Origin of the sequence: Streptomyces sp. HUAS ZL42, assembly GCF_040782645.1 — a bacterium.
Taxonomy (GTDB): Bacteria; Actinomycetota; Actinomycetes; order Streptomycetales; family Streptomycetaceae; genus Streptomyces.
The window spans coordinates 2400123-2420969 of the sequence record NZ_CP160403.1 but is presented as its reverse complement, the minus strand read 5'-3'; the positions used below and the strand labels follow the sequence as shown (position 1 = coordinate 2420969).

General features: G+C 72.1%; 17 protein-coding genes. 10 read left to right on the top strand and 7 right to left on the bottom strand.

What is annotated here, in order from left to right; all coding sequences use genetic code 11:
- Positions 1–14: 14 nt before the first annotated feature.
- Genes ABZO29_RS11190 through ABZO29_RS11180 form a run of 3 tightly spaced genes read right to left on the bottom strand, consistent with a single transcriptional unit; the run spans position 15 to position 3638 of the window.
- Complete coding sequence (locus ABZO29_RS11190) at positions 15–827, bottom strand: hypothetical protein (protein WP_367320008.1); 813 nt, start codon at positions 825–827, stop codon at positions 15–17.
- Positions 827–2089: a VWA domain-containing protein gene (locus tag ABZO29_RS11185; RefSeq protein WP_367320007.1), complete on the bottom strand. Its 1263-nt coding sequence runs from the start codon at positions 2087–2089 to the stop codon at positions 827–829. Before ABZO29_RS11185 ends, ABZO29_RS11190 begins: the two co-directional genes overlap by 1 nt.
- Before the next feature lie 43 nt (positions 2090–2132).
- Positions 2133–3638 carry an IucA/IucC family protein gene (locus ABZO29_RS11180; protein ID WP_367320006.1) on the bottom strand — a complete coding sequence of 502 codons (1506 nt, stop codon included), beginning with the start codon at positions 3636–3638 and terminating at the stop codon, positions 2133–2135.
- Between the two features lie 92 nt (positions 3639–3730).
- On the opposite strand from ABZO29_RS11180, the gene ABZO29_RS11175 reads away from it, so the two are divergent.
- The 5 genes from ABZO29_RS11175 to ABZO29_RS11155 all read left to right on the top strand — a co-directional run bounded on the left by ABZO29_RS11175 (position 3731) and on the right by ABZO29_RS11155 (position 8324).
- The gene (locus tag ABZO29_RS11175; protein ID WP_367320005.1) at positions 3731–5272 is read left to right on the top strand and encodes an IucA/IucC family siderophore biosynthesis protein; all 1542 of its coding nucleotides are present in this window, start codon (positions 3731–3733) and stop codon (positions 5270–5272) included.
- A gap of 197 nt (positions 5273–5469) precedes the next feature.
- Positions 5470–7170 carry a cytochrome c oxidase subunit I gene (ctaD, locus tag ABZO29_RS11170; RefSeq protein ID WP_367320004.1) on the top strand — a complete coding sequence of 567 codons (1701 nt, stop codon included), beginning with the start codon at positions 5470–5472 and terminating at the stop codon, positions 7168–7170.
- A 3-nt stretch (positions 7171–7173) separates the two neighbouring features.
- Positions 7174–7704, top strand: coding sequence for a hypothetical protein (locus tag ABZO29_RS11165; protein WP_367320003.1), 531 nt, complete (start codon positions 7174–7176; stop codon positions 7702–7704).
- Positions 7685–8014 carry a hypothetical protein gene (locus tag ABZO29_RS11160; protein WP_367320002.1) on the top strand — a complete coding sequence of 110 codons (330 nt, stop codon included), beginning with the start codon at positions 7685–7687 and terminating at the stop codon, positions 8012–8014. Before ABZO29_RS11165 ends, ABZO29_RS11160 begins: the two co-directional genes overlap by 20 nt.
- Entirely contained in the window at positions 8007–8324 is a 318-nt protein-coding gene (locus ABZO29_RS11155) for a hypothetical protein (RefSeq protein ID WP_367320001.1), read from the top strand. The genes ABZO29_RS11160 and ABZO29_RS11155 overlap by 8 nt, the downstream gene beginning before the upstream one ends.
- Positions 8325–8549: 225 nt before the next feature.
- On the opposite strand, the gene ABZO29_RS11150 is transcribed toward ABZO29_RS11155, so the two are convergent.
- The 3 genes from ABZO29_RS11150 to ABZO29_RS11140 form a co-directional block, all read right to left on the bottom strand.
- A complete protein-coding gene (locus tag ABZO29_RS11150; protein WP_367320000.1) occupies positions 8550–10160 on the bottom strand; it encodes an oleate hydratase in 1611 nt (536 codons plus the stop codon).
- 139 nt (positions 10161–10299) lie between these two features.
- Positions 10300–10677 carry a hypothetical protein gene (locus tag ABZO29_RS11145; RefSeq protein WP_367319999.1) on the bottom strand — a complete coding sequence of 126 codons (378 nt, stop codon included), beginning with the start codon at positions 10675–10677 and terminating at the stop codon, positions 10300–10302.
- A 43-nt stretch (positions 10678–10720) separates the two neighbouring features.
- Positions 10721–11935: a globin domain-containing protein gene (locus ABZO29_RS11140; RefSeq protein ID WP_367319998.1), complete on the bottom strand. Its 1215-nt coding sequence runs from the start codon at positions 11933–11935 to the stop codon at positions 10721–10723.
- 359 nt (positions 11936–12294) lie between these two features.
- On the opposite strand from ABZO29_RS11140, the gene ABZO29_RS11135 reads away from it, so the two are divergent.
- The 5 genes from ABZO29_RS11135 (at position 12295) to pflA (ending at position 17759) form a co-directional block, all read left to right on the top strand.
- Positions 12295–13200: a universal stress protein gene (locus ABZO29_RS11135; RefSeq protein WP_367319997.1), complete on the top strand. Its 906-nt coding sequence runs from the start codon at positions 12295–12297 to the stop codon at positions 13198–13200.
- 165 nt (positions 13201–13365) lie between these two features.
- A complete protein-coding gene (locus ABZO29_RS11130) occupies positions 13366–13806 on the top strand; it encodes a pyridoxamine 5'-phosphate oxidase family protein (RefSeq protein WP_367319996.1) in 441 nt (146 codons plus the stop codon).
- 64 nt (positions 13807–13870) lie between these two features.
- Positions 13871–14758: a universal stress protein gene (locus ABZO29_RS11125; RefSeq protein ID WP_367319995.1), complete on the top strand. Its 888-nt coding sequence runs from the start codon at positions 13871–13873 to the stop codon at positions 14756–14758.
- Positions 14755–17016 carry a formate C-acetyltransferase gene (gene pflB / locus ABZO29_RS11120; RefSeq protein WP_367319994.1) on the top strand — a complete coding sequence of 754 codons (2262 nt, stop codon included), beginning with the start codon at positions 14755–14757 and terminating at the stop codon, positions 17014–17016. The genes ABZO29_RS11125 and pflB overlap by 4 nt, the downstream gene beginning before the upstream one ends.
- Entirely contained in the window at positions 17013–17759 is a 747-nt protein-coding gene (gene pflA / locus ABZO29_RS11115; protein ID WP_367319993.1) for a pyruvate formate-lyase-activating protein, read from the top strand. The genes pflB and pflA overlap by 4 nt, the downstream gene beginning before the upstream one ends.
- A 125-nt stretch (positions 17760–17884) precedes the next feature.
- Here the strand turns inward: pflA and adhE are convergent, their stop codons facing one another.
- A complete protein-coding gene (gene adhE / locus ABZO29_RS11110; protein WP_367319992.1) occupies positions 17885–20554 on the bottom strand; it encodes a bifunctional acetaldehyde-CoA/alcohol dehydrogenase in 2670 nt (889 codons plus the stop codon).
- Positions 20555–20847 lie beyond the last annotated feature (293 nt).

Here is a 20847-nt window from a genome sequence, read left to right as displayed (position 1 = left end):
CCCCTGGATGTCCGTCAGGCGCCCGGCGGCACCCGCGTCGGCCGTCCGGGACCGCGCGTCAGCGCGTACCCGCCGATGCCCGCGAGTGCGGCCAGCACACCGCCCACCGCGGTCCACACCCATCGGTCGGACCACCAGCCGGAGGCCCAGCCGTCCTCGGGCTCGATGCTGGACAGGACGGCTGAGGCGGACGAATCCTCCTCCGTCTTCTCGGACTTGACCGCGGTCCCGGGCACGAGCGGCTCGGCCAGCGAGCCGTCCACCGCGGCCGAGCCGCCGATGTCCTTGGAGCCGGCCCGCACCTCGGCGCTCACCGGGAGGCCGAGGTCGGACGTCGGCAGCTTCACCACCGTGAGGCGGATGTAGTAGGTGCCCGGCAGCGGGTCGTCCGCCCACGGCTCCGACCAGGCGCGGACCGTGCGCAGGACGCAGGCCAGCTCCACGGAGGACGCGCCCGCCGCGGCGGTGCGCGTCTGCGCCCCGTACTGGCAGGCCTGGCGGCGGCGCAGACCGTCGTACACGTCGATCTGCCAGGTCTCGGCGGCGTGCTCCTCGGGCAGCTTCACCGTCGCCTCGACGGTCGGTCGCTGTCCGGCGTCCGCGGGGAACGACCAGTACAGGTAGTCACCGGCCGAGCCGCTCGCCGTGGCAGTCTGCCCCTGCTCGAACTCGGCCGCCGTACGGAACGACGTGCCCGCCTCGGTGGGCGCGGCGCCGTCCTCCGACGGGCTCGACGAGGGCGACGCCGGCGAGGAGTCGGCGACGGCGGGGGACACCGCAAGGCCCAGCATCAGCAGGGCGGCGCTCAACACGCGTGTGATCCGCATCAGTTGGTCCTCCAGACCGCGACCCGCCAGCGCGACAGCCAGCCCCAGATCAGACCGGCGAGGAAGCCGGTGAGGATCAGCGCGCCCAGCAGCCACCAGCCGCGCCCCAGACCGAAGGAGGCCACGTCGCTCGCCTGCGAGGGCCCGTCCACGACGTCGACCGTGAGCTCCAGCGGCAGGCCGGGGGTGGTCTTCACCCCGGACGCCGCCGAGAAGGAGTTGGTGACCTGGAGACACACGGTCTCGGCCGGTGCGTCCTCCTCGTCGCTCTCGGCCTTCGGATAGCGCAGGCCGGTCGAGATCACGTCCGTACGGCCGTTGCCGGCCGCCTCCCCGCGCACGATCTCGCGGCCGTGCACCGTCACCGCCCGCAGCAGCACCCCGTAGTCCGGGTTCACGGCCCGGTCGGCAAAGACGCTCACCGAGGCGCGCACCTCCTGGCCCGGTGCCACCTCCACGCGGTACCAGCGCTCCTGCCCGAACTCCTCGCGGTCCGTGTACAGGCCGGACTCGAGGGCGGGCGCCTTGGCGCAGGAGTCCGCGCCCTGGGTGGCGACCGGCGTCACCACCGGGTCGGCGGCCCGGTCCACCAACTGGTTGACACGGTCGGTGAGTTCGTCGGTGTGCTCGACCGAGGTGTAGCTGCCGCCGGTCGCCTCGGCGATGCAGCTGAGCTGCTGCCGCATCTTCGCGTTCGGCACCAGGCCGAGCGTGTCGATGGTCAGGCCGATGCCCTTGGCCGCGATCTCGCGGGCCACCTCGCACGGGTCGAGCGGGGCGCAGGTGTCCTCACCGTCGCTGATCAGCACGATCCGCTTGGAGCCCTCGCCGCCTTCGAGGTCGTCGGCCGCCTTCAGCAGGGCGGGGCCGATCGGGGTCCAGCCGGTGGGCGTGAGGGTGGCCACCGCCGTCTTGGCCTCGGTGCGGTCCAGCGGGCCGACCGGGTAGAGCTGCGCGGTGTCCTTGCAGCCCGTCCTGCGGTCGTCCCCGGGGTAGTTGGCGCCCAGCGTACGGATGCCGAGCTGCACCTCCTCGGGCGTCGCGTCCAGCACCTCGTTGAACGCCTGCTTCGCCGCGGCCATCCGCGACTTGCCGTCCATGTCGTTCGCCCGCATCGAGCCGCTGACGTCGATGACGAGGTCGACCTTCGGGGCGGTGGCGGTGGTCTCGTCGGCTACCGCCCCGGCCGGGAACGCGATCCCGGCCGCGAGCGCGGCGAGCAGGGCACAGACCCCGGCCGCCAGCCGTTGTGTTCTGATCATCGGCGGATCCTATTGATCAGAGGTGTCCCGCTCCAAAACGAGGTCAGAACACCTCGGTGACCAGGGGATTGGGCAGCTTTGCCCACTGATCCCCGGGCACCCCCGGCGACAGCCGCATCAGCGTCAACGCCTTGGCCGGCAGCGGCATTTCGCACAGCGCCGTGAGGTCGGGCGTGCGCGGCAGCCGTCGTACGGCCGGCTCGAGCGCCGCCCGCAGCGCGGCCCCCGAGCCCGCCGTCCCGGCCAGCGCGCCCCCCACCAGCGAGCCGAACAGCTTGCGCCGCAGGGCCGTCACGTCGTCGGTGAGGATCCGGCCGGGCAGTTCCGGCACCGGGATGCCGTGGCGGGCCAGCCGGGCCGGGCTGACGCGGATGTCCGCGAGGTCGCGGTAGACCAGCCGCAGCGGGACGCCCGTGTCGGACAGCACCACCAGGAGGTTCTGTCCGTGCGCCTCCAGGGCCACGCCCAGTTCCAGCAGCCGCAGCCCGACCGTGAGCGCGAGCCACGCGAAGCCGGCCAGCCAGGCGGGAGAGCCGGGAAGGCCGGTCGTGGCGAGCGCCCCCACCGGCACGACGTGTTCCCCGGGCCCCGCGTACGCCCGCGGCGACTCCCGCAGCACCGCCGCCAGGTCGGGGGAGTCGGCGGTGGCCGCCCCCAGCGTGCGCGTGACGTGCAGCAGTCCGTCCGTGTGCGCCGCCAGTACCTCCCCGAACGCCGACAAGCGCGCGGAGGCGGCGATCGAGGCGACGGAGATGTCCCGCACCGAGGAGGTCAGCCGGGCGCTCAGCGCGGTCTTGACGTGCGGTCCGTCCGGTACGGCAACCGTGCGCAGGGACATCAGGGGATGTGCCGGCGGTCCCGGTTCGCACGGCGTCTTGAGCACGTGCGCCGCCTGCCAGGGATGCACCGGGATCACCACCCGCCCGCCGGCCCGCAACTCCTGCGGCCACGCACCCGTCACCAGGCACTCGTCCGCCGGAACCGGCACCGTCCCCAGCTCCACCACCGGCCCGTGCTCCGGCCCGTACGCGAGCTGTTCCGCCACCGAGAAGCCGGGCCGGGAACGGCAGTTGGGATGGTACGGATGCCCGTCGACCACCCGCTGTTCCCACTCCCAGTCGGTGCCGGGCCACTCCCTCGGGCGAGACGGCTGCCCGGCCCGCGCCAACGCCAGCGAGGCGACACTGTGGCCGAGTTCGGCCGCGAAGCCCGAGCCGTGCGGCACGGCGAGATCCGTGAGCAACCGCGCAGGCCGGTCGTACGTCACCTCGTCGAGCCGTACGGCGGTGACGTGGTCGGACGTCGCGTACGGGTCCGCGTGCGGACCGCGCAGCCGGCGGCCGTCGGCCAGACGCAAAGTGAGTCCCTCGCGGCCCCGCTCGCGGTGCGTGATCCACGGCAGCGGTTCATGGGCGAAGGCACGCCACAGACGGGTCAGCACGGCCGCCCGGGCGCCGGGCAGCTCGGCGGCGAACCGCGGCACGAGGCCGGGACGCACGCCGGCCAGTTCGGCGGCGACCTCGGTCTCGGCGCTGTCGGGACGGTGCACGGGCTGGCTCCTCGGGTACGGGTAGGGCGTCACACCGGGGCGTGACGGCAGCGATACTGATCGTCTGCGCCCGACTGAACCGTAGGGAACGAATGGATCGCGTGGACCTCCTGCCCCCGCCCGCCGGCGACGACGCCCAGGCACATGATGCCCCGGCGCACGACGCCGTTGCCGACCGCGCCGACGCCTGTGCGGCCGCACCGCTGCTCAACTGCCTGCTGCGGGAGGTGGCCGAGCCGCTGCCGGAGCGGGACGGACGGCGGGTGTACCGGCTGCCCGGCGGCGGCCGGCTGCTGCGCGTGCGGGGGGAACGGCGGCCCGCCGAGCCCGAGGTCTACGCGGCGGGCGCCTGGCACCGCCTCGGCCACACCGAACTCGTCAAGCTCGTCGCCGAGGAGCTGCGCCGCCACACCGGGCTGTCCAACCACGAACTGCCCATCGAGATGATCGACAGTCGTGACGCGGTCGCCGCGATCCTCACGGCACGCGCGCGCGCCACCCCGCCCGACGACCTCTATCTGCGCTCCGAGCAGTCCCTCGTCACCGGCCACCCCCACCACCCCGCGCCCAAGGCGCGCGGCGGCGGTCCGCACAGCGGCTGGCTGCCCTACGCGCCCGAGGCGCACGCCCGCTTCCCGCTGGTCCTGCTCGGGCTGCGCGAGGACGCGGTCGTCGAGGAGGGCGACACCTCGGCGCTCGACACCCTCGGCGAGGCCCCGCCCGGCTACCGCCTGCTGCCCGCCCACCCCTGGCAGCTCGACCTGGCGGGCCGGGAGCTCGCCGGGGCCTTCGCGGACGGCCGGCTCGTCCGGCTGGGCACGACCTCCTTCGACGCCTGGCCGACGGCCGCGATCCGCACGCTGTACGCCCCCGAGCGCGATCTCTTCCTGAAGTTCAGCCTCGACGTGCGCATCACCAACGACATCCGCCGGCTGTGGCGCCACGACCTGCTGAAACTGCGCCGGACGGACACGGCGGCACGCTCCGCTCTCGGGGCCTTCGACGGACCGGCGGCCTGGCTCGGCGACCGCGGCTACCGCACCGCCGACTTCGCCTTCGAGGAGCTGGCCGTCCTGGTCCGCGACGGACTGCGCGACCACGTCCTGCCCGGCGCGACCCCGCTGCTCGCCGCGGGCCTGGTGGAGGGCTTCACTGGCAGCCCGCTCGACGGTACGGCGGATCCGGCGGCCTGGTGGGAGGCGTACCTGGCAGCCGTCGTACCTCCCGCCCTGACGGCCTTCGCCGGCCACGGCGTCGTACTCGAGGCGCATCTGCAGAACACGCTCGTCGCCGTCGACGCGGACGGCATGCCCGTCCAGGCGCTGTTCCGGGACGCCGAGGGCGTCAAGCTGCTGCCGGACGTGTCCCGGGCCGCAGGCTGGGAGCGGCTGGTGTACTGCCTGGTCGTCAACCACCTCACCGAGATCGCCGGGGCCCTGTCCGAACGCCACCCGGGGCTGGACCCCTGGCCCGCCGCCCGCCGTGCACTGGCCCGGCACGACGTCCCGGAGGCCGCCGAGCTGCTCACCTCGCCCACCCTGCCCGGCAAGACCAACCTGCTGCTGCGCTGGACGGCCGCGGACGGCGCCGACGCGCGCTACCTCCCGCTGCCCAACCCGCTGGCCGACGGGTAGCCGAGCCGCCGCGCCGCAGGAAGTGGGGCCATTGGGCCCCATCCCTGAGCCGATGCAGGGGCCGTTCGACCCTATCCGGCCGGGGGTACCCACCGACGATCATGTGGCGGCGGCCGGGAAGTGCCGCGCCCATCCACCGCACCAGCGGCGCTTCCCGGCTCGTGAACCACATGAGCAGATGGGGAGGACGCCGTCCGATGGACGAGGCGCAGCTGGACCAGGTGAAGCACGCGGGAGAGGTGCCGACGCGCCCCGCGGTCCGCGAGGAGGCCGGCGCGGCCGTCCCGCGGGCGGACCGGCCGTCGTGGACGGAGTGGCTGACGACCACCGACCACAAGAAGATCGGGACGATGTATCTGGTCACCGCCTTCGTGTTCTTCGTCGTCGGCGGTGTGATGGCCTTGATGATGCGCGCCGAACTGGCCCGCCCGGGCCTGCAGATCATGTCGAACGAGCAGTTCAACCAGGCGTTCACGATGCACGGCTCGATCATGCTGCTGATGTTCGCCATGCCGCTGTTCACCGGCTTCGCCAACTGGATCATGCCGCTGCAGATAGGCGCCCCGGACGTCGCCTTCCCCCGGCTGAACATGCTGGCCTACTGGCTCTTCCTGTTCGGCTCGTCGATCGCCGCGTTCGGTTTCCTCACGCCGGGCGGCGCCGCCGACTTCGGCTGGTTCCTGTACGCCCCGCTGTCCGACGCCGTCCACTCGCCGGGCCTCGGCGCCGATCTGTGGATCATGGGCGTCGCGCTCTCCGGCTTCGGCTCGATCCTGGGCGCGGTCAACTTCATCACCACGATCATCTGCATGCGCGCACCCGGCATGACCATGTTCCGCATGCCGATCTTCACCTGGAACGTGCTGCTGACCGGCCTGTTGATCCTGATGATCTTCCCGGTGCTGGCGGCGGCCCTCTTCGCGCTGGAGTGCGACCGCAAGTTCGGCAGCCATGTCTTCGACGCGGCGAACGGCGGCGCGCTGCTGTGGCAGCACCTGTTCTGGTTCTTCGGCCATCCCGAGGTGTACGTGCTGGCGCTGCCGTTCTTCGGCATCGTCTCCGAGGTGATCCCGGTCTTCGCGCGCAAGCCCATGTTCGGCTACATGGGGCTGATCGGCGCGACCATCGCCATCGCCGGCCTGTCGGTGACCGTGTGGGCGCACCACATGTACGTCACCGGTGGCGTACTGCTGCCGTTCTTCGCCTTCATGACCTTCCTGATCGCGGTGCCGACCGGGGTGAAGTTCTTCAACTGGATCGGCACGATGTGGAAGGGCTCGCTGAGCTTCGAGACGCCGATGCTGTGGACCACGGGATTCCTGATCACGTTCGTCTTCGGTGGCCTGACCGGAGTGATCCTGGCGTCACCGCCGATGGACTTCCACCTCTCCGACTCGTACTTCGTGGTGGCGCACTTCCACTACACGGTCTTCGGTACGGTCGTGTACGCGATGTTCGCCGGCTTCCACTTCTGGTGGCCGAAGTTCACCGGCAAGATGCTCGACGAACGCCTCGGCAAGATCACCTTCTGGACTCTCACGGCCGGCTTCCACCTGACCTTCCTGGTCCAGCACTGGCTCGGTGTCGAGGGCATGCCCCGCCGCTACGCGGACTACCTGGCCGCCGACGGCTTCACCGCCCTCAACTCCCTGTCCACGATGGGCTCGTTCCTGCTGGGCCTGTCCATCCTGCCGTTCTTCTACAACGTCTGGAAGACCGCGAAGTACGGCAGGCCGGTCGCCGTCGACGACCCCTGGGGCTACGGCCGCTCCCTGGAGTGGGCCACTTCCTGCCCGCCGCCGCGCCACAACTTCACCTCGCTCCCGCGGATCCGCTCCGAGTCCCCGGCGTTCGACCTGCACCACCCGGAGATCGCCGCGACCGAGACGGTGGCCTGAGCCGTGTCGCAACCCGTCCTGGGCCTGGGCGCCGCACTGGTGACCGCCTCCGGCTGCGTCTGGTACCTGCCGGCCCTCGCGGAGGTGCGCGCGGGAGCCGACCGGCCGGACTCCCTGCGCAGTTCGGCGGCGGCCTGCCTGAGCGGCTGGACCACGATCGCGGGTATCGCCGTACTCCTGCTCATCGCCGAAACGTGGTGGCCGCCCGGCACGCTGGCCGCGGCGGGCGCGGCCGTCACGGCCGCCCTGTGGATCCGCGCGGCCGTGCAGCGCCGCCGTGAGGCCCGGGAGGCCGTCCATGACTGGGCGGAGCTGAGCCGGGGGCCGCTCAGGGTGGGCGCGCACGGCTTCCGGAACCTCTTCGTGGCCCTCGTGGGCGCGGGCCTGGCCGCCTCGGCGGCCTCGGCGGTCTTCCTGGTGGCCGTTGGCCGGGTCTGGGTGGCGGTCGTAGTTGGCGCCGGGGTCATGGGGCTGTTTCTCGCGGTTGCGATCGGCTGTGGGTGCGTGGCGCGCCGTGAGGAACGCGTCGGCTGATCGCGGCGGCGGGGCATGCGTGGCGGGCGCGGTCTCGCGGGCGCGGCTGTGCAGCGTCGGCGTGCAGGCCGTCCGTGACTGGGCGGCGCCGCGCCGGGCGCCGCTCGGGGTGGGTACGAGTCGTTTCCCGAACTTCTTCGTGGCCCTCGTGGGCGCGGGCCTGGCCGCCTCGGCGGCCTCGGCGGTCTTCCTGGTGGCCGTTGGCCGGGTCTGGGTGGCGGTGGTAGTTGGCGCCGGGGTCATGGGGCTGTTTCTCGCGGTTGCGATCGGCTGTGGGTGCGTGGCGCGCCGTGAGGAACGCGTTGGTTGATCGCGGCGGCGGGGCATGCGTGGCGGGCGCGGTCTCGCGGGCGCGGCTGTGCAGCGTCGGCGTGCAGGCCGTCCGTGACTGGGCGGCGCCGCGCCGGGCGCCGCTCGGGGTGGGTACGAGTCGTTTCCCGAACTTCTTCGTGGCCCTCGTGGGTGCCGGCCTGGCCGTCTCGGCGGTCTCGGCGGTCTTCCTGGTGGCCGTTGGCCGGGTCTGGGTGGCGGTCGTAGTTGGCGCCGGGGTCATGGGGCTGTTTCTCGCGGTTGCGATCGGCTGTGGGTGCGTGGCGCGCCGTGAGGAACGCGTTGGTTGATCGCGGCGGCGGGCACGCGCGGGAGCGGGTCGGCCCGGATCGGTGGCCGCCCGGCACCATGGCCGCGGCGGGCGCGGGCGTCACCGCCGCCCTGTGGACGGCTGTGCAGCGCCGACGTGGAGGCCGTCCGTGGTGGGTACGAGTGGTTTCCCGAACTGCTTCGCCGCGCTCGTGGGCCTCGGCTTCGGTTGCGAGGAACGCGGCGTCGGCTGATCGTGGTCCGGCTTACCTGCGGTGCATGGTTTCCAGCGCGGCGGCCAGTACGTGGGGATCGTGGTGGCCCTTGTAGACCGCGGGCGGCTGCTTGTCGAGGCCGAGGAGCCGGGCCACGGCTGTCCAGGCGGTGCGCACGGAGTACTCGACGGTGAAGACGACGTCGTCGGGCACCTCGGCGAACTGCCCGATGAACGCGAGGTTGACCGAGCCCTCGGGCACCACCTGCGGGCGGTCGTCGCGGCGGCGGGCCAGGAACTGACTGGTGATGTACGGCATCAGGCAGGGCACGACGGTGGAGGTCTCCAGCACACGAGCCGCCACCGCGTCGTCGAACCGGAGGTGGTGCAGGACCTCTTCGAGGATCTCCCGGCCGGAGCACATCGTCATCGGCTTGGGCGTGTGGTTGCCCGCGCGGCCGGGATACAGGCCGTAACCCCACCAGACGGAGGCGTCCTCGGGCTGGTTGCGGTAGACGGGCTGGCGGTTGGCGACGATGGTCAGCAGCCAGTTGGAGTCGGTGAACGTCATCAGCCCGCCCCGGCCGGTCTCACGGCCGCTGAACTTCTCCAGCGCCTCGAGGAAGACGGGATCCTTCGCGGTGACGGTGAACGACTCCCATCGGGACTCCTTGACGTGCTTGTCGAAGACGTCCGGCCTGCCGAAGTCGTCGCGCCCCCGGGCCAGGCGGTGCCAGAGCAGCCAGGCGTCCGACCGGTGGGGCTGCGGGGACGGTGCCGCGGTGTGCGAGCCGAGGCTGGAGGCGTCGGTCATGGAGCCGTTGGTCACCAGGACCAGGTCCTCGGGGCCCACGGCGATTCTCTCGTCCCGTCCGTGCCGGGAGAGATGAATGGTTTCGACCGTGGTCTTCCGGCGCTGCGACGCGAGTCCCAGGTCGGTGACGTGGCACCCGGTATGGATGGTCACCCCGTGTTCGAGCAGCCAGGCGGTGAGGGGCCGCACGATGGAGTCGTACTGGTTGTAACGGGTGCGGTGGATGCCGGACATGGACGAGAACTCGGGGAAGAGGTGGATGAAGCGCCTGAGGTAGCGGCGGAACTCGATGGCGCTGTGCCAGGGCTGGAAGGCGAACGTGGTGCACCACATGAACCAGAAGTTCGTGGTGAAGAAGTGCTCGCCGAAGCAGTCGCTGATCCGCCTGTCGTCCAGGTGCCCTTCGGGGCCGGCCAGGCACCGGACCAGCTCCAGCCGGTCGCGCTCGGAGAACCCCATCGAGCGGGTGTCGACGATCTTCCCGTCGCCGTCGACGAGGCGTGCGATGTCGTCCCAGGCGAAGTCCTCGTGTCCGGCCAGGATTTCCTGCGTCACCGACACCGAGGGGTCGTCGAGGGTGGGAATGCCGGACAGCAGGTCGTAGGTGCAGCGGAACTCGGCCTCGAACATCCGCCCGCCGCGCATGGTGTAGCCGGCGTCGGCCGTGCCGCCCGCGTCCAGACTGCCGCCGATGTTCCGCTGCTCCTCGAAGACGTGGATGTCCGATCCGTCGAAACCGCCGTCGCGGATCAGGAACGTGGCCGCGGCGAGCGCCGCGATCCCGCTGCCCACCAGATACGCCTTCGCCATCACACAACTCCTCGTCGCCGTCGGCCGGGAACCGCACAACCTCAGCCTGTCCTGCGCTCACCGGCGCCGTCAGTGGGCCGTTGGTCACCCGTCCGGTCCGAACGGCCCGTGCCGGCGCGGGCAGCGCGAAGGCCCGGTCGGTGAACCGTCACCGACCGGGCCCCTGCTCACCGCGGACTCACGCCGGGTGGGTTCCGCCGCGCCATGGCGGGGCCGCCGCCCGATGGTCGGGGCGCCCGGCGTGGGCCGCCTTGTCGGTCTGGCGGCGCAACCGGTCCTGGAGCTGGTCGACCAGCTCGTGACCGGTGGCCTCCTCGGCGAGCACGACCACCTGCAGCCTGCCCAGGCGCAGGTCCGCCGTGGCCGACCAGGGGCGGTCGGCGTGGTGGGCGGACGCTCTCGTGATACGCACCTCGCCGCTGACGGCGGGCAGTCCCGGCCGGCCCACGACCGCGTCGATCTTCGTGCGGGCGTAGGCCAGGGTCTCCTCGTCCACCTCGCCGTCCGAACGCAGAAGCACAGCCGGTGCGGTGGTCCGGGTGTCATCGCTGGTCATGTCGATTCCTCTCCTGTGAGTGCGGTGGGACGTCCGACGCCGTTCACGCAGCCGGCCCGGGCAGCCACAGATCGGGTCCGAAGACCTCGTAGCGGATGCGCCGTGCGGGGATCCCGGCGCGGAGCAGCTGTGCGCGGACGTCGCGCATGAACGGCAGCGGGCCGCACAGGAACACCGTCGCGTCATCGGGCAGTTCGATGCCGGCGAGGTTCATCAGGCCCTTGCGGGCGCCGGGTTCCTCCGGGGCGGGGCGCTCGTACCAGAAGACCGACCGGGCGCCCGGCAGTTGCCCGACCAGCTCGCCCGTCTCGGTGCGCAGGGCGTGGTCGGCGGGGGAGCGGTCGGCGTGCAGGACCAGCACCGGGCGGGTCGAACCGACGGCGTTGAGATGGGCCAGGATGCCGGTCATGGGGGTGCCGCCGATGCCCGCGGAGACCAGAACGACCGGAGTGGTGGCGTCGGCCGGGTCGTCGAGGAAGACGTCCCCGAAGGGAGCGGAGAGCGTCAGCTCGTCCCCCTCGTGGACCTGGTCGTGCAGCAGGCCGGAGACCTCGCCGTCCGGTGCGCCGCCGGTGCCGGCGACCCGCTTGACGGTGATCCGCCGCAGATCCCCGCCCGGGTCGGAGGACAGGCTGTACTGGCGCAACTGGTGGACCCCGTCCGCCATCAGGACCCGGACGCTCACGTACTGGCCCGCCCGCGCCCTCGGCGCCGGTTCGCCGTCGGCAGGGCGGAGGACGAAGGACACCACGTCCGGCGTCTCGGTGCGGCGCTCGACGACCGTCCACGGCCGCCACACCTGGCCGGGCTCGACGCCCGCGTCCTGGTACAGGCGGGCCTCACGGCCGATCAGGGCACCGGCCATCAGCCAGTACACCTCGTCCCAGGCGGCCGCCACCTCCGGGGTGACCGCGTCGCCGAGAACCTCGGCTATCGCGCCGAACAGGTACTTGTGCACGATCGTGTACTGGTCGTCGGTGACGCCGACGGCAGCGTGCTTGTGCGCGATCCGGTCCAGCAGGGCGTCCGGGCGCGTGTCGGGGGCGTCGAGCAGCGCGGTCGCGAACCCGGCGATCGAGCCCGCCAGCGCACGGCGCTGGGCCCCGCTGGCCTGGTTGCCGCGGTTGAACATCCCGTCGAGCAGTTCCGGCCGGTCGCGGAACATCGCGCCGTAGAAGCGTGTCGTGATCTCGTCGAGCGCGCCGGCCACGGCGGGAAGCGTGGCACGGACCACGGCGGCGGACTCTGCGGACAGCATGAAGCCTCCCGGGCAGGGGATGGGGTGGGAAGTGCGCCGCATCGCATCGGGCGGCGCCTTCTGTGTAGCAGGCAACCGACCGCGATTCGGCGCTGTTTCACGGCGCCGGGCGAAGAAGGGCCGAAGGGCCCCGTCGATTCGGGCACATCGGGTCCACCGGCCCCTCCGGCAAGGGGGCCGTACGGCGCCGGGACGGCCTCCTCCCGGCCCGGTACCGGGGACCTGCGGTCTCTGCACCGTGCCCTTCCCCGGCCACCACCCTGGGTCCGCAACCCGATTCAGCAGGTGGACAGCATGCCGAGGTGTCCCGCCCGGGCAGCCCCGCCGACCACCCCGCGCCCTCCGAAGGAGTGGAGATCATGAACGCACCGGTCGAACGAGCCCTCGGCGAGCCCGTGGTCGTGGGTGTGGACGGTTCCGAGCCGAGCTTGCGGGCCGCCGACTGGGCTGCCGACGAGGCCGCGCTGCGCGGGGTGCCGCTGAAGGTCGTGTACGCCTGTCTCTGGGAGCGGTACGAGGGTGCCGCACTCGCCCGGGACATCGGAAAACCGACCGCGCTGCCGTTGGCCCAGGATGTCGTCGGCGCCGCCGCTCGACGGGCACGCGCCCGTCACGCCGGCCTGCGGGTGACCGCCGACGTGGTGTTCGAGGAGCCGGAGTACGCCCTGGTCCGCGCGGGACGCAACGCCTCCGCGCTGGTCGTGGGCACCCGCGGCCGCAGTGGCATCGCGGAGATGCTGCTGGGCTCCGTGAGCCTGGCCGTCGCCGCCCGTGCCGACTGCCCGGTGATCGTGCTGCGCGGCAGCCACGACAACCAGGCGACGCCCCCGGTCCACGCTCGCGTCGTCGTGGGCGTCGGCGAGGATCCGAAGGAGTCGGCGGCCCTGAGGTTCGCCGTCGAGGAGGCGCGGCGCCGCGGCGTGCCGCTGGAGGCCGTACGGGCCTGGCGGTGCCCCGCGCACGAGACCACCGGCCACCCTCTGCCGGCCGGTGAGCCCGCCCGGCTGCACGAGGAGCGGGCGGCCGAGGAGCTGGAGGCGGCACTGCAGGACGTCCCCGACGACGTCGAGGTGCGTCGGCGCACCGTCGAGGGCCACGCCCGCCGGGTGCTGGTCGATGCCTCGTACGACGCCGATCTGCTGGTGGTGGGCGCCCGCCGCAGCGAGGGTCGCTTCGGGCTCCAGCTGGGGCGGGTCGCCAACGCGGCACTGCACCACTCCGCCTGCCCGGTCGTCGTCGTACCGCACGGGGCGAACGACGCCTGACGGGCACGATCGGCGAAATCGTGGGCCGCGTGGGGGACCGATCGCGCGGCGATCCGGGTCGTTCTCCGCCGGCGCCGGGACCGATGGCCCCCTCGTCCCGCGCCGCACCCGGCCCACGATGGCAGGACGCAGTACCGCTGTACCAGGTGAAGGACGGGCTGGCCCATGGACCCCAATGACGGCTTCCGCGAACTCGAACGGCAGGAGTGCCTGCGGCTGATGGCCAAGGTGTCCGTCGGCCGCATCGTCTACACGCGCCGGGCCCTGCCCGCCGTGCTGCCGGTCAATTTCAGCCTGGACGGCGACGGCGCGGTCCTGCTGCGCACCTCCGCGGCCTCGGAACTGGCCCGCGCGGTCGACGGCGCGGTGGTCGCCTTCGAGACCGACGAGGTCGACGCGGCCCGGCACTCCGGCTGGAGCGTTGTCGTCACCGGCTCGGCCCGGGTGGTGACCGACCCCACCGAGCACGAACGCCTGGCCGGCATCGGCCCGGTCTCCTGGGTGCCCGCCCCGCAGGAGGTTTTCGTCCGCATCGAACCCGCACTGGTCACCGGACGCGAGCTCGTCGCCGGACGCACCCTGTACGGCGTGGATCTCACCACCTGAACGTGACCCCCCTTCAGACACAGAGGGGAACAGGACGGTCACCGACCGGGATGTGCTCGTCGGAGTGGACGGTTCACCGGTCGCCCCACGCGCGCTGGACCGGGCCGCCGAGGATGCGGCGCGCCGCGGCACCGCGTTGCGTGTCGTCCACGCCGTGGCCGATCGCGACGAGTCGGGGCCGCTCCTGGCGTCGGCCGCCGCGCGGGTCCACGAGCGTCACCCGGACCTGCCGGTGGAGACGAGGGCCGTGGAGGGCGGCGCCGTGCGGGTGCCGGCGGAGGAGAGCGAGAGCGCGGTCCTCACCGTCGTGGGCACCCGGGGGTTCGGCGGCGCCTCCGGACTGCCGGCCGGCTCGGTGAGCCGGCGCCCGGCCGCGCATGTGCACGGTCCGCTGCTGGTCGTCCGCGGGGACAACCCCCGCGACGAGGGGCGCGAGGTGCTGCTCGGCCTGGAAAGCGACGCCGACGCGGCCGCAGCCGCCCATGCCTTCCGGGAGGCGGCGCGGCGCGGGGCCCGGCTGCGGGTCGTGCACTGCGCCGCGCACCGGCACGTCACGCCCGAACCGCCCCCGCTGCCGGCCACGACGAGCCCCGGTCAGCAGCGCCAGTCCCAAAGCGACCGGGCGGAGGAAGACATGCCGCGGTTCAGGCCCGCCCGACTGCGGGAGGAGTACCCCGACGTCGAGGTCGACAGCCGCACGGTCCACACGGCCCGGCGCACGTCCTGCCGGCGGGCACCCGCGAGGCCGGCGTCGTGGTCATCGGCACGCGCCCGCAGCCGGGCGGGCTCGCTCCACCGCTGGGCCCACGACCTGAGGAAGCCGACCGGCCCGGCACGAGGGACGGATGGCGGGCACCGGGTACGCCGACAGGCCCTCCCCGCAGTCGTCCCCGGCGGCGAGCATCAAAAGCGCAGACGTTCACGTGCACAGCGAGGGAGAGACCGGCCATGACGGCAACGGTGACAGTTGGACCCCGGGCGGCGGCCGAGGCATGGCGAGGCTTCGCCGGTGACCACTGGCGGGACCGGATCGATGTCCGCGACTTCATCCAGGCCAACTACACGCCGTACGAAGGAGATTCGGCGTTCCTGGCCGGGCCGACCGAGCGCACGCTCGCCGTCTGGGGCAAGGTCGCCCGGCTGTTCCCCGAGGAACGGCGCCGGGGCATCCTCGACGTCGACCCGGGCCTGCCCTCCACCATCACCTCGCACCGGCCCGGCTACATCGACCGCGACCGCGAACTGATCGTGGGCCTGCAGACCGACGCCCCGCTGCGGCGGGCCATCATGCCCAACGGCGGTCTGCGGATGGTCGAGAACGGGCTGAAGGCGTACGGCTACAAGGCCGACCCCTTCGTCACACGTGTCTTCAGCACCTACCGCAAGACCCACAACGACGGTGTCTTCGACGCCTACACGCCCGAGATGCGCGCCGCCCGCAAGGCGGGGATCATCACCGGTCTGCCGGACGCCTACGGCCGCGGCCGGATCATCGGCGACTACCGACGCGTCGCGCTCTACGGAACGGACCGCCTGATCGAGGCGAAGCGGGCCGAGCGGGCCCTGCTGGACGCGCAGCCCTCCGGCCCGGACGTGATCCGCGACCGCGAGGAACTCGCCGAGCAGATCCGGGCGTTGGGCGAGCTGACCCGGATGGCGGCCTCGTACGGCTGCGACGTCTCCCGGGCCGCCACCACCGCCCACGAGGCCGTGCAGTGGCTCTACCTCGGCTTCCTGGCGGCGGTGAAGGAGCAGAACGGCGCCGCGATGTCGCTGGGCCGTACCTCCACCTTCCTGGACGTCTACCTCCAGCGCGATCTGGAGGAGGGGACGATCGACGAGACCCGCGCCCAGGAGCTCGTCGACGACTTCGTGATCAAGCTGCGGATCGTACGGTTCCTGCGCACCCCCGAGTACGACGCCCTGTTCTCCGGCGACCCGACCTGGGTGACGGAGTCCATCGGCGGCATCGGCACGGACGGCCGCCCCCTGGTCACCCGCACCTCCTTCCGCTTCCTGCAGACCCTCTACAACCTCGGCCCGGCCCCCGAGCCCAACCTGACCGTCCTGTGGTCGCCGCGGCTGCCCGAGGGCTTCAAGCGGTTCTGCGCACAGGTCTCCATAGACACCAGCGCGATCCAGTACGAGTCCGACGACCTGATGCGCCCGCGCACCGGCGACGACACCGCGATCGCCTGCTGTGTCTCCGCGATGGCGGTGGGCCGGCAGATGCAGTTCTTCGGCGCCCGCGTCAATCTCGCCAAGGCGCTGCTGTACGCGGTCAACGGCGGCCGGGACGAGATGACCGGCGAGCAGATCGCCCCGCCGATGCCCGCCCTGACCGGCGAGTACCTGGACTACCAGGAACTGTCGGCGGCGTACGACCGCATGCTGGACTGGCTGGCGGCCACGTACGTCAACGCGCTGAACGTCATCCACTACATGCACGACAAGTACGCCTACGAGCGCATCGAGATGGCCCTGCACGACTACCCCGTGCACCGCTTCATGGCGTGCGGCATCGCCGGTCTCTCGGTGGCGGCGGACAGCCTCTCGGCCGTCAAGCACGCCCGTGTGAAGGTCGTCCGGGACGCGACCGGGCTGGCCGTCGACTACGAGGTGGAGGGCGACTTCCCGGCGTACGGCAACAACGACGACCGCGCCGACGCGCTCGCGGCCGGCCTGGTGGAGTCTTTCATGGCGAAGGTGCGCAAGCACCCCACCCACCGCGACGCCGAGCACACGCAGTCGGTGCTGACCATCACCTCGAACGTGGTCTACGGCAAGCACACCGGTAACACGCCCGACGGCCGGCGCGCGGGCGCACCGTTCGCGCCCGGCGCCAACCCGATGAACGGCCGTGACCGGCACGGGGTGGCCGCCTCCGCGCTGTCGGTGGCCAACCTGCCGTACGAACAGGCCCGCGACGGCATCTCGCTGACCACGACGATCACGCCCGAGGGACTGGGGCACGACTCGGCGGAGCGCGCGGGCCATCTGGCCGGCATCCTGGACGCGTACATGGCCTCCGGCGGCTTCCACATGAACGTCAACGTCCTGGACCGGGCGACGCTCGAGGACGCCATGGAACACCCGGAGAACTATCCGGAGCTGACGGTCCGGGTCTCCGGATACGCCGTCAACTTCGTCCGCCTCACGCGTGAGCAGCAGCTCGACGTGATCAGCCGCACCTTCCACGGATCCCTGTGAACACCACGGTCGAGCCGGTGACGGGCCGCGTCCACTCCTGGGACCTGTCCACGGGAGTGGACGGTCCCGGGACCCGGTTCGTGCTGTTCCTCAGCGGCTGCCCGCTGCGCTGCCTGTACTGCGCCAACCCGGACACCTGGCACATGCGCGACGGCAGGCGGACCACCGTCGACGAGGTCATGGCCGAGATCGAGAGGTACCGGGCCTTCGTCACCACCGCCCGTGGGGGAGTGACCCTCACGGGCGGCGAGGTGCTGCTCCAGCCCGCTTTCACGGCCGGGATCCTCCGCCGCTGCAAGGAGCTCGGTCTGCACACGGCCCTCGACACCTCCGGCTTCCTCGGCGACCGCGCGAGCGACGAACTGCTCGCCGACACCGACCTGGTGCTGCTCGACATCAAGTCCTTCGACATTCGCACCTACCGGAAGCTGACCGGAGGAGACCTTTCCCCCACCCTCAACTTCGCCACCCGCCTTGACCGGCTCGGCGTCCCGGCGTGGATCCGCTACGTCCTCGTGCCCGGCTGGACCGACGACCCGGCGGCCGTCGACGGGCTCGGCGCGTTCCTCGCGGGGCTCGGCAACGTCGACCGCGTGGACGTCCTGCCCTTCCACCGGCTCGGCGCCCACAAGTACGACGCGCTGGGGATCCCCTTCCCCCTGCGCGACACCCCCACGCCGGACCAGGAGCTGACCGAGCGGGTACGCGAGCAGTTCCGGGAGCACGGCCTGCGGGCGCTCTGAACGAGCGGCTCACCGGCGGCGTGAGCGAGGTGCACAAGCCACAAGAGCCCTGGCCGGAGTTGCTCCGGCCAGGGCTCCGGTCTGCTGCGATCGGCTTCCTGCGGGTCGCGGTGCTGTGGCCCGGACTATGCGCCGGCGGTCCCGTCCGGTCCGAAGTAGGCCGCCCGCATGACCTCCTGGAGGTCGTCCAGCATCGGCATCCGCGGATTGGCGGGCGCGCACTGGTCCTCGTAGGCGTTGAGGGCCTGCTGGGGCAGGGCGTCGAGGAAGGCGCGCTCGTCGACGCCGAGAGCCCGGAACGACGGCTCGATGCCCACGGCGTCGCGCAGCCGCTCCACCGCGCGGGCGAGCGACTCCACACCCTCGGCGGGTGTGGCGGCGGGCAGACCGAGGGTGCGGGCGATGTCCTGGAAGCGCTCGGGGGCCCGGTAGTTCTCGTACTTGGGCCAGCCCGTCAGCTTCGTCGGGACGGTGCCGTTGTAGCGGATGACGTGCGGCAGCAGGACCGCGTTGGTACGGCCGTGCGCGATGTGGAACGTGGCGCCGAGGGTGTGGGACATGGCGTGGACGATGCCGAGGAAGGCGTTGCCGAAGGCCATGCCCGCGATGGTGCCGGCGTTGTGCATCTTCTCGCGTGCCTCGGCCCGGGCGCCGTCGGCACGGGCGTTCACGGATACCTCGATGTTGTCGAAGATCAGGCGGATCGCGTGCAGCGCCAGGCCGTCGGTGAAGTCGTTGGCGTACACGGACACGTACGCCTCGATGGCGTGCGTGAGGGCGTCGAAGCCGCTGTCGGCGGCCAGCGCCGGGGGCAGGGCCGTGGTGAGCAGCGGGTCGACGATGGCCACGCTGGGGGTGAGCGCGTAGTCGGCCAGCGGGTACTTCTTGCCGGTGGCCGGGTCGGAGATGACCGCGAAGGGAGTGACCTCGGCGCCGGTGCCGGAGGTGGTGGGAACGGACACCAGGCGGGCGCGTGAGCCGAGGACGGGGAAGCGGAAGGCGCGCTTGCGGATGTCGGAGAACTTCTGCCGCATGTCGGCGAAGTCGATGTCCGGGTGTTCGTAGAGCAGCCACATCACCTTGGCCGCGTCCATGGGCGAGCCGCCGCCGAGCGCGATGATCGTGTCCGGACGGAAGTCCCGCATCAGGCGGGCGCCGCGCTGGACCGACTCGATGCTCGGCTCGGGCTCGACATTGTCGATGACCTGGACGGTGACCGGGTCGCGGCGGCGCTGCAGGACGCGGGTGACCCGGTCGACGAAGCCGAGGCGGGTCATCGTCGCGTCGGTGACGATCGTGATGCGGTGCACGTCCGGCATGGACGTCAGGTAGCGGATGGCCTGCGGCTCGAAGTAGATCTTCGGGGGGATCTTGAACCACTGCAGGTTGTTGCGGCGCGTGCCGACCCGCTTGACGTTCAGAAGCTGGGCGGCGGAGACGTTGTTGGACACCGACGTGCTGCCCCAGGAGCCGCAGCCCAGCGTCAGGGACGGCAGCAGGCTGTTGTAGATGCCGCCGATCGCGCCCTGCGAGGACGGGGCGTTGACGATGATCCGCACGGTCTTCATGCGCTTGCCGTACGCCTCCGCCAGCGCGCTGTCCTCGGTGTGGATGACGGCGCTGTGGCCCTGGCCGTGGAAGGCGACCATGTCGGCGGCCAGGGCGAAGCCCTGCCGCTCGGAGCCGGCGCGCAGCACGGCGAGCACGGGGCAGAGCTTCTCACGGGTCAGCGGCTCGTCCGGGCCGACCCGTTGGGCCTCGACCAGGATGAGAGATGTTCCGGCGGGCACGGTGAAGCCGGCCTGCTCGGCGATCCACGCCGGGCTCTGGCCGACGGCCGCGGAGTTGACTTTGGGTTCGCAGCCGCCGCCCTCGGATGCGCCGCTCGGGAAGAGGAAGGCCTCCAGCTTCGCCTTCTCCTCGGCGGTCGCCAGGTGGGCGTGCAGGGTGCGGAACTCGGCGAGCGCCTGGTCGTAGATCTCGTCGTCCAGGATGACGGCCTGCTCCGAGGCGCAGATCATGCCGTTGTCGAACGACTTGGACAGCACCAGGTCGTTGACGGCCCGGCGCAGCTTGGCGCTCCTGTGCACATACGCGGGGACGTTACCGGCGCCCACGCCCAGGGCAGGCTTTCCGGCCGAATAGGCCGCCTTGACCATGGCGTTGCCCCCGGTCGCGAGGATCAGCGAGACGCCCGGGTGGCGCATGAGCGTGCCGGTCGCCTCGACCGACGGCGTCTCGATCCACTGGATGCAGTGCTCCGGCGCGCCCGCGGCGACGGCCGCGTCACGCACGACTCGTGCCGCCTCGGTGCTGCACCGCTGGGCGGAGGGGTGAAAGGCGAACACCACCGGGTTACGGGTCTTCAGCGCCATCAGCGCCTTGAAGATCGTGGTGGAGGTCGGATTGGTGACGGGCGTGATCGCGCATACCACGCCCACGGGTTCCGCGATCTCGACCATGTCCTCTATGTCGTCGCGGGCGATGACGCCGACGGTCTTCATGTGGCCCATGCTGTGCGTGACGTGCTCGCACGCGAACATGTTCTTGGCCGCCTTGTCCTCGAAGACGCCGCGTCCGGTCTCCTCCACCGCGAGCAGCGCGAGCGCGGTGTGCTGGTCCAGGGCGGCGACCGAGGCCTTCTTGACGATGTGGTCGACCTGCTCCTGGTCGAGGGCCTCGTAGTCGGACAGTGCCTTGAGCCCGTTCGTGACCAGCCGCTCCACGGCGATGACGGTGTCCGACGGCGCCCCGGTGGGGGCGGCGGTCGCGGTTCGGTCGTCGTGGCGGGTCATGGGTGTGCCTCCGTCATCGAGAGAAGAGGGGACGCCGCACATTCGGCGGCCCGTAGGAGAGCGGCGCCGCGGCGCCGCTCTCCCCGCAGCGTCTCTCGGCCGCGGCTCCGCCGCGCAGGTCCCTCTGGTCCCCAGCGGACGTCTGACGGGCCCCGAACGTCCGGGCCGGGTGGCCCCACGGACTGTCGTGCGCAGCCGTGCGCGGGCCCGGCTGCCTGCCTGGTGCGTATCAGGTCGGCCCTGCCGACAGAGCGGGTCATCACGCCGACTCCTTCCGCCGGCCCGCCACCAAG

What these genes read in the sequence shown, in the direction of transcription:
- ABZO29_RS11130 (WP_367319996.1), top strand. Translation starts at nt 13,366, where the DNA reads ATGGACCCCAATGACGGCTTCCGCGAACTCGAACGGCAGGAGTGCCTG.
- pflB (WP_367319994.1), top strand. Translation starts at nt 14,755, where the DNA reads ATGACGGCAACGGTGACAGTTGGACCCCGGGCGGCGGCCGAGGCATGG.
- ABZO29_RS11140 (WP_367319998.1), bottom strand. Translation starts at nt 11,935, where the DNA reads ATGCTGTCCGCAGAGTCCGCCGCCGTGGTCCGTGCCACGCTTCCCGCC.
- ABZO29_RS11145 (WP_367319999.1), bottom strand. Translation starts at nt 10,677, where the DNA reads ATGACCAGCGATGACACCCGGACCACCGCACCGGCTGTGCTTCTGCGT.
- ABZO29_RS11190 (WP_367320008.1), bottom strand. Translation starts at nt 827, where the DNA reads ATGCGGATCACACGCGTGTTGAGCGCCGCCCTGCTGATGCTGGGCCTT.
- ABZO29_RS11175 (WP_367320005.1), top strand. Translation starts at nt 3,731, where the DNA reads ATGGATCGCGTGGACCTCCTGCCCCCGCCCGCCGGCGACGACGCCCAG.
- ctaD (WP_367320004.1), top strand. Translation starts at nt 5,470, where the DNA reads ATGGACGAGGCGCAGCTGGACCAGGTGAAGCACGCGGGAGAGGTGCCG.
- ABZO29_RS11185 (WP_367320007.1), bottom strand. Translation starts at nt 2,089, where the DNA reads ATGATCAGAACACAACGGCTGGCGGCCGGGGTCTGTGCCCTGCTCGCC.
- adhE (WP_367319992.1), bottom strand. Translation starts at nt 20,554, where the DNA reads ATGACCCGCCACGACGACCGAACCGCGACCGCCGCCCCCACCGGGGCG.
- ABZO29_RS11135 (WP_367319997.1), top strand. Translation starts at nt 12,295, where the DNA reads ATGAACGCACCGGTCGAACGAGCCCTCGGCGAGCCCGTGGTCGTGGGT.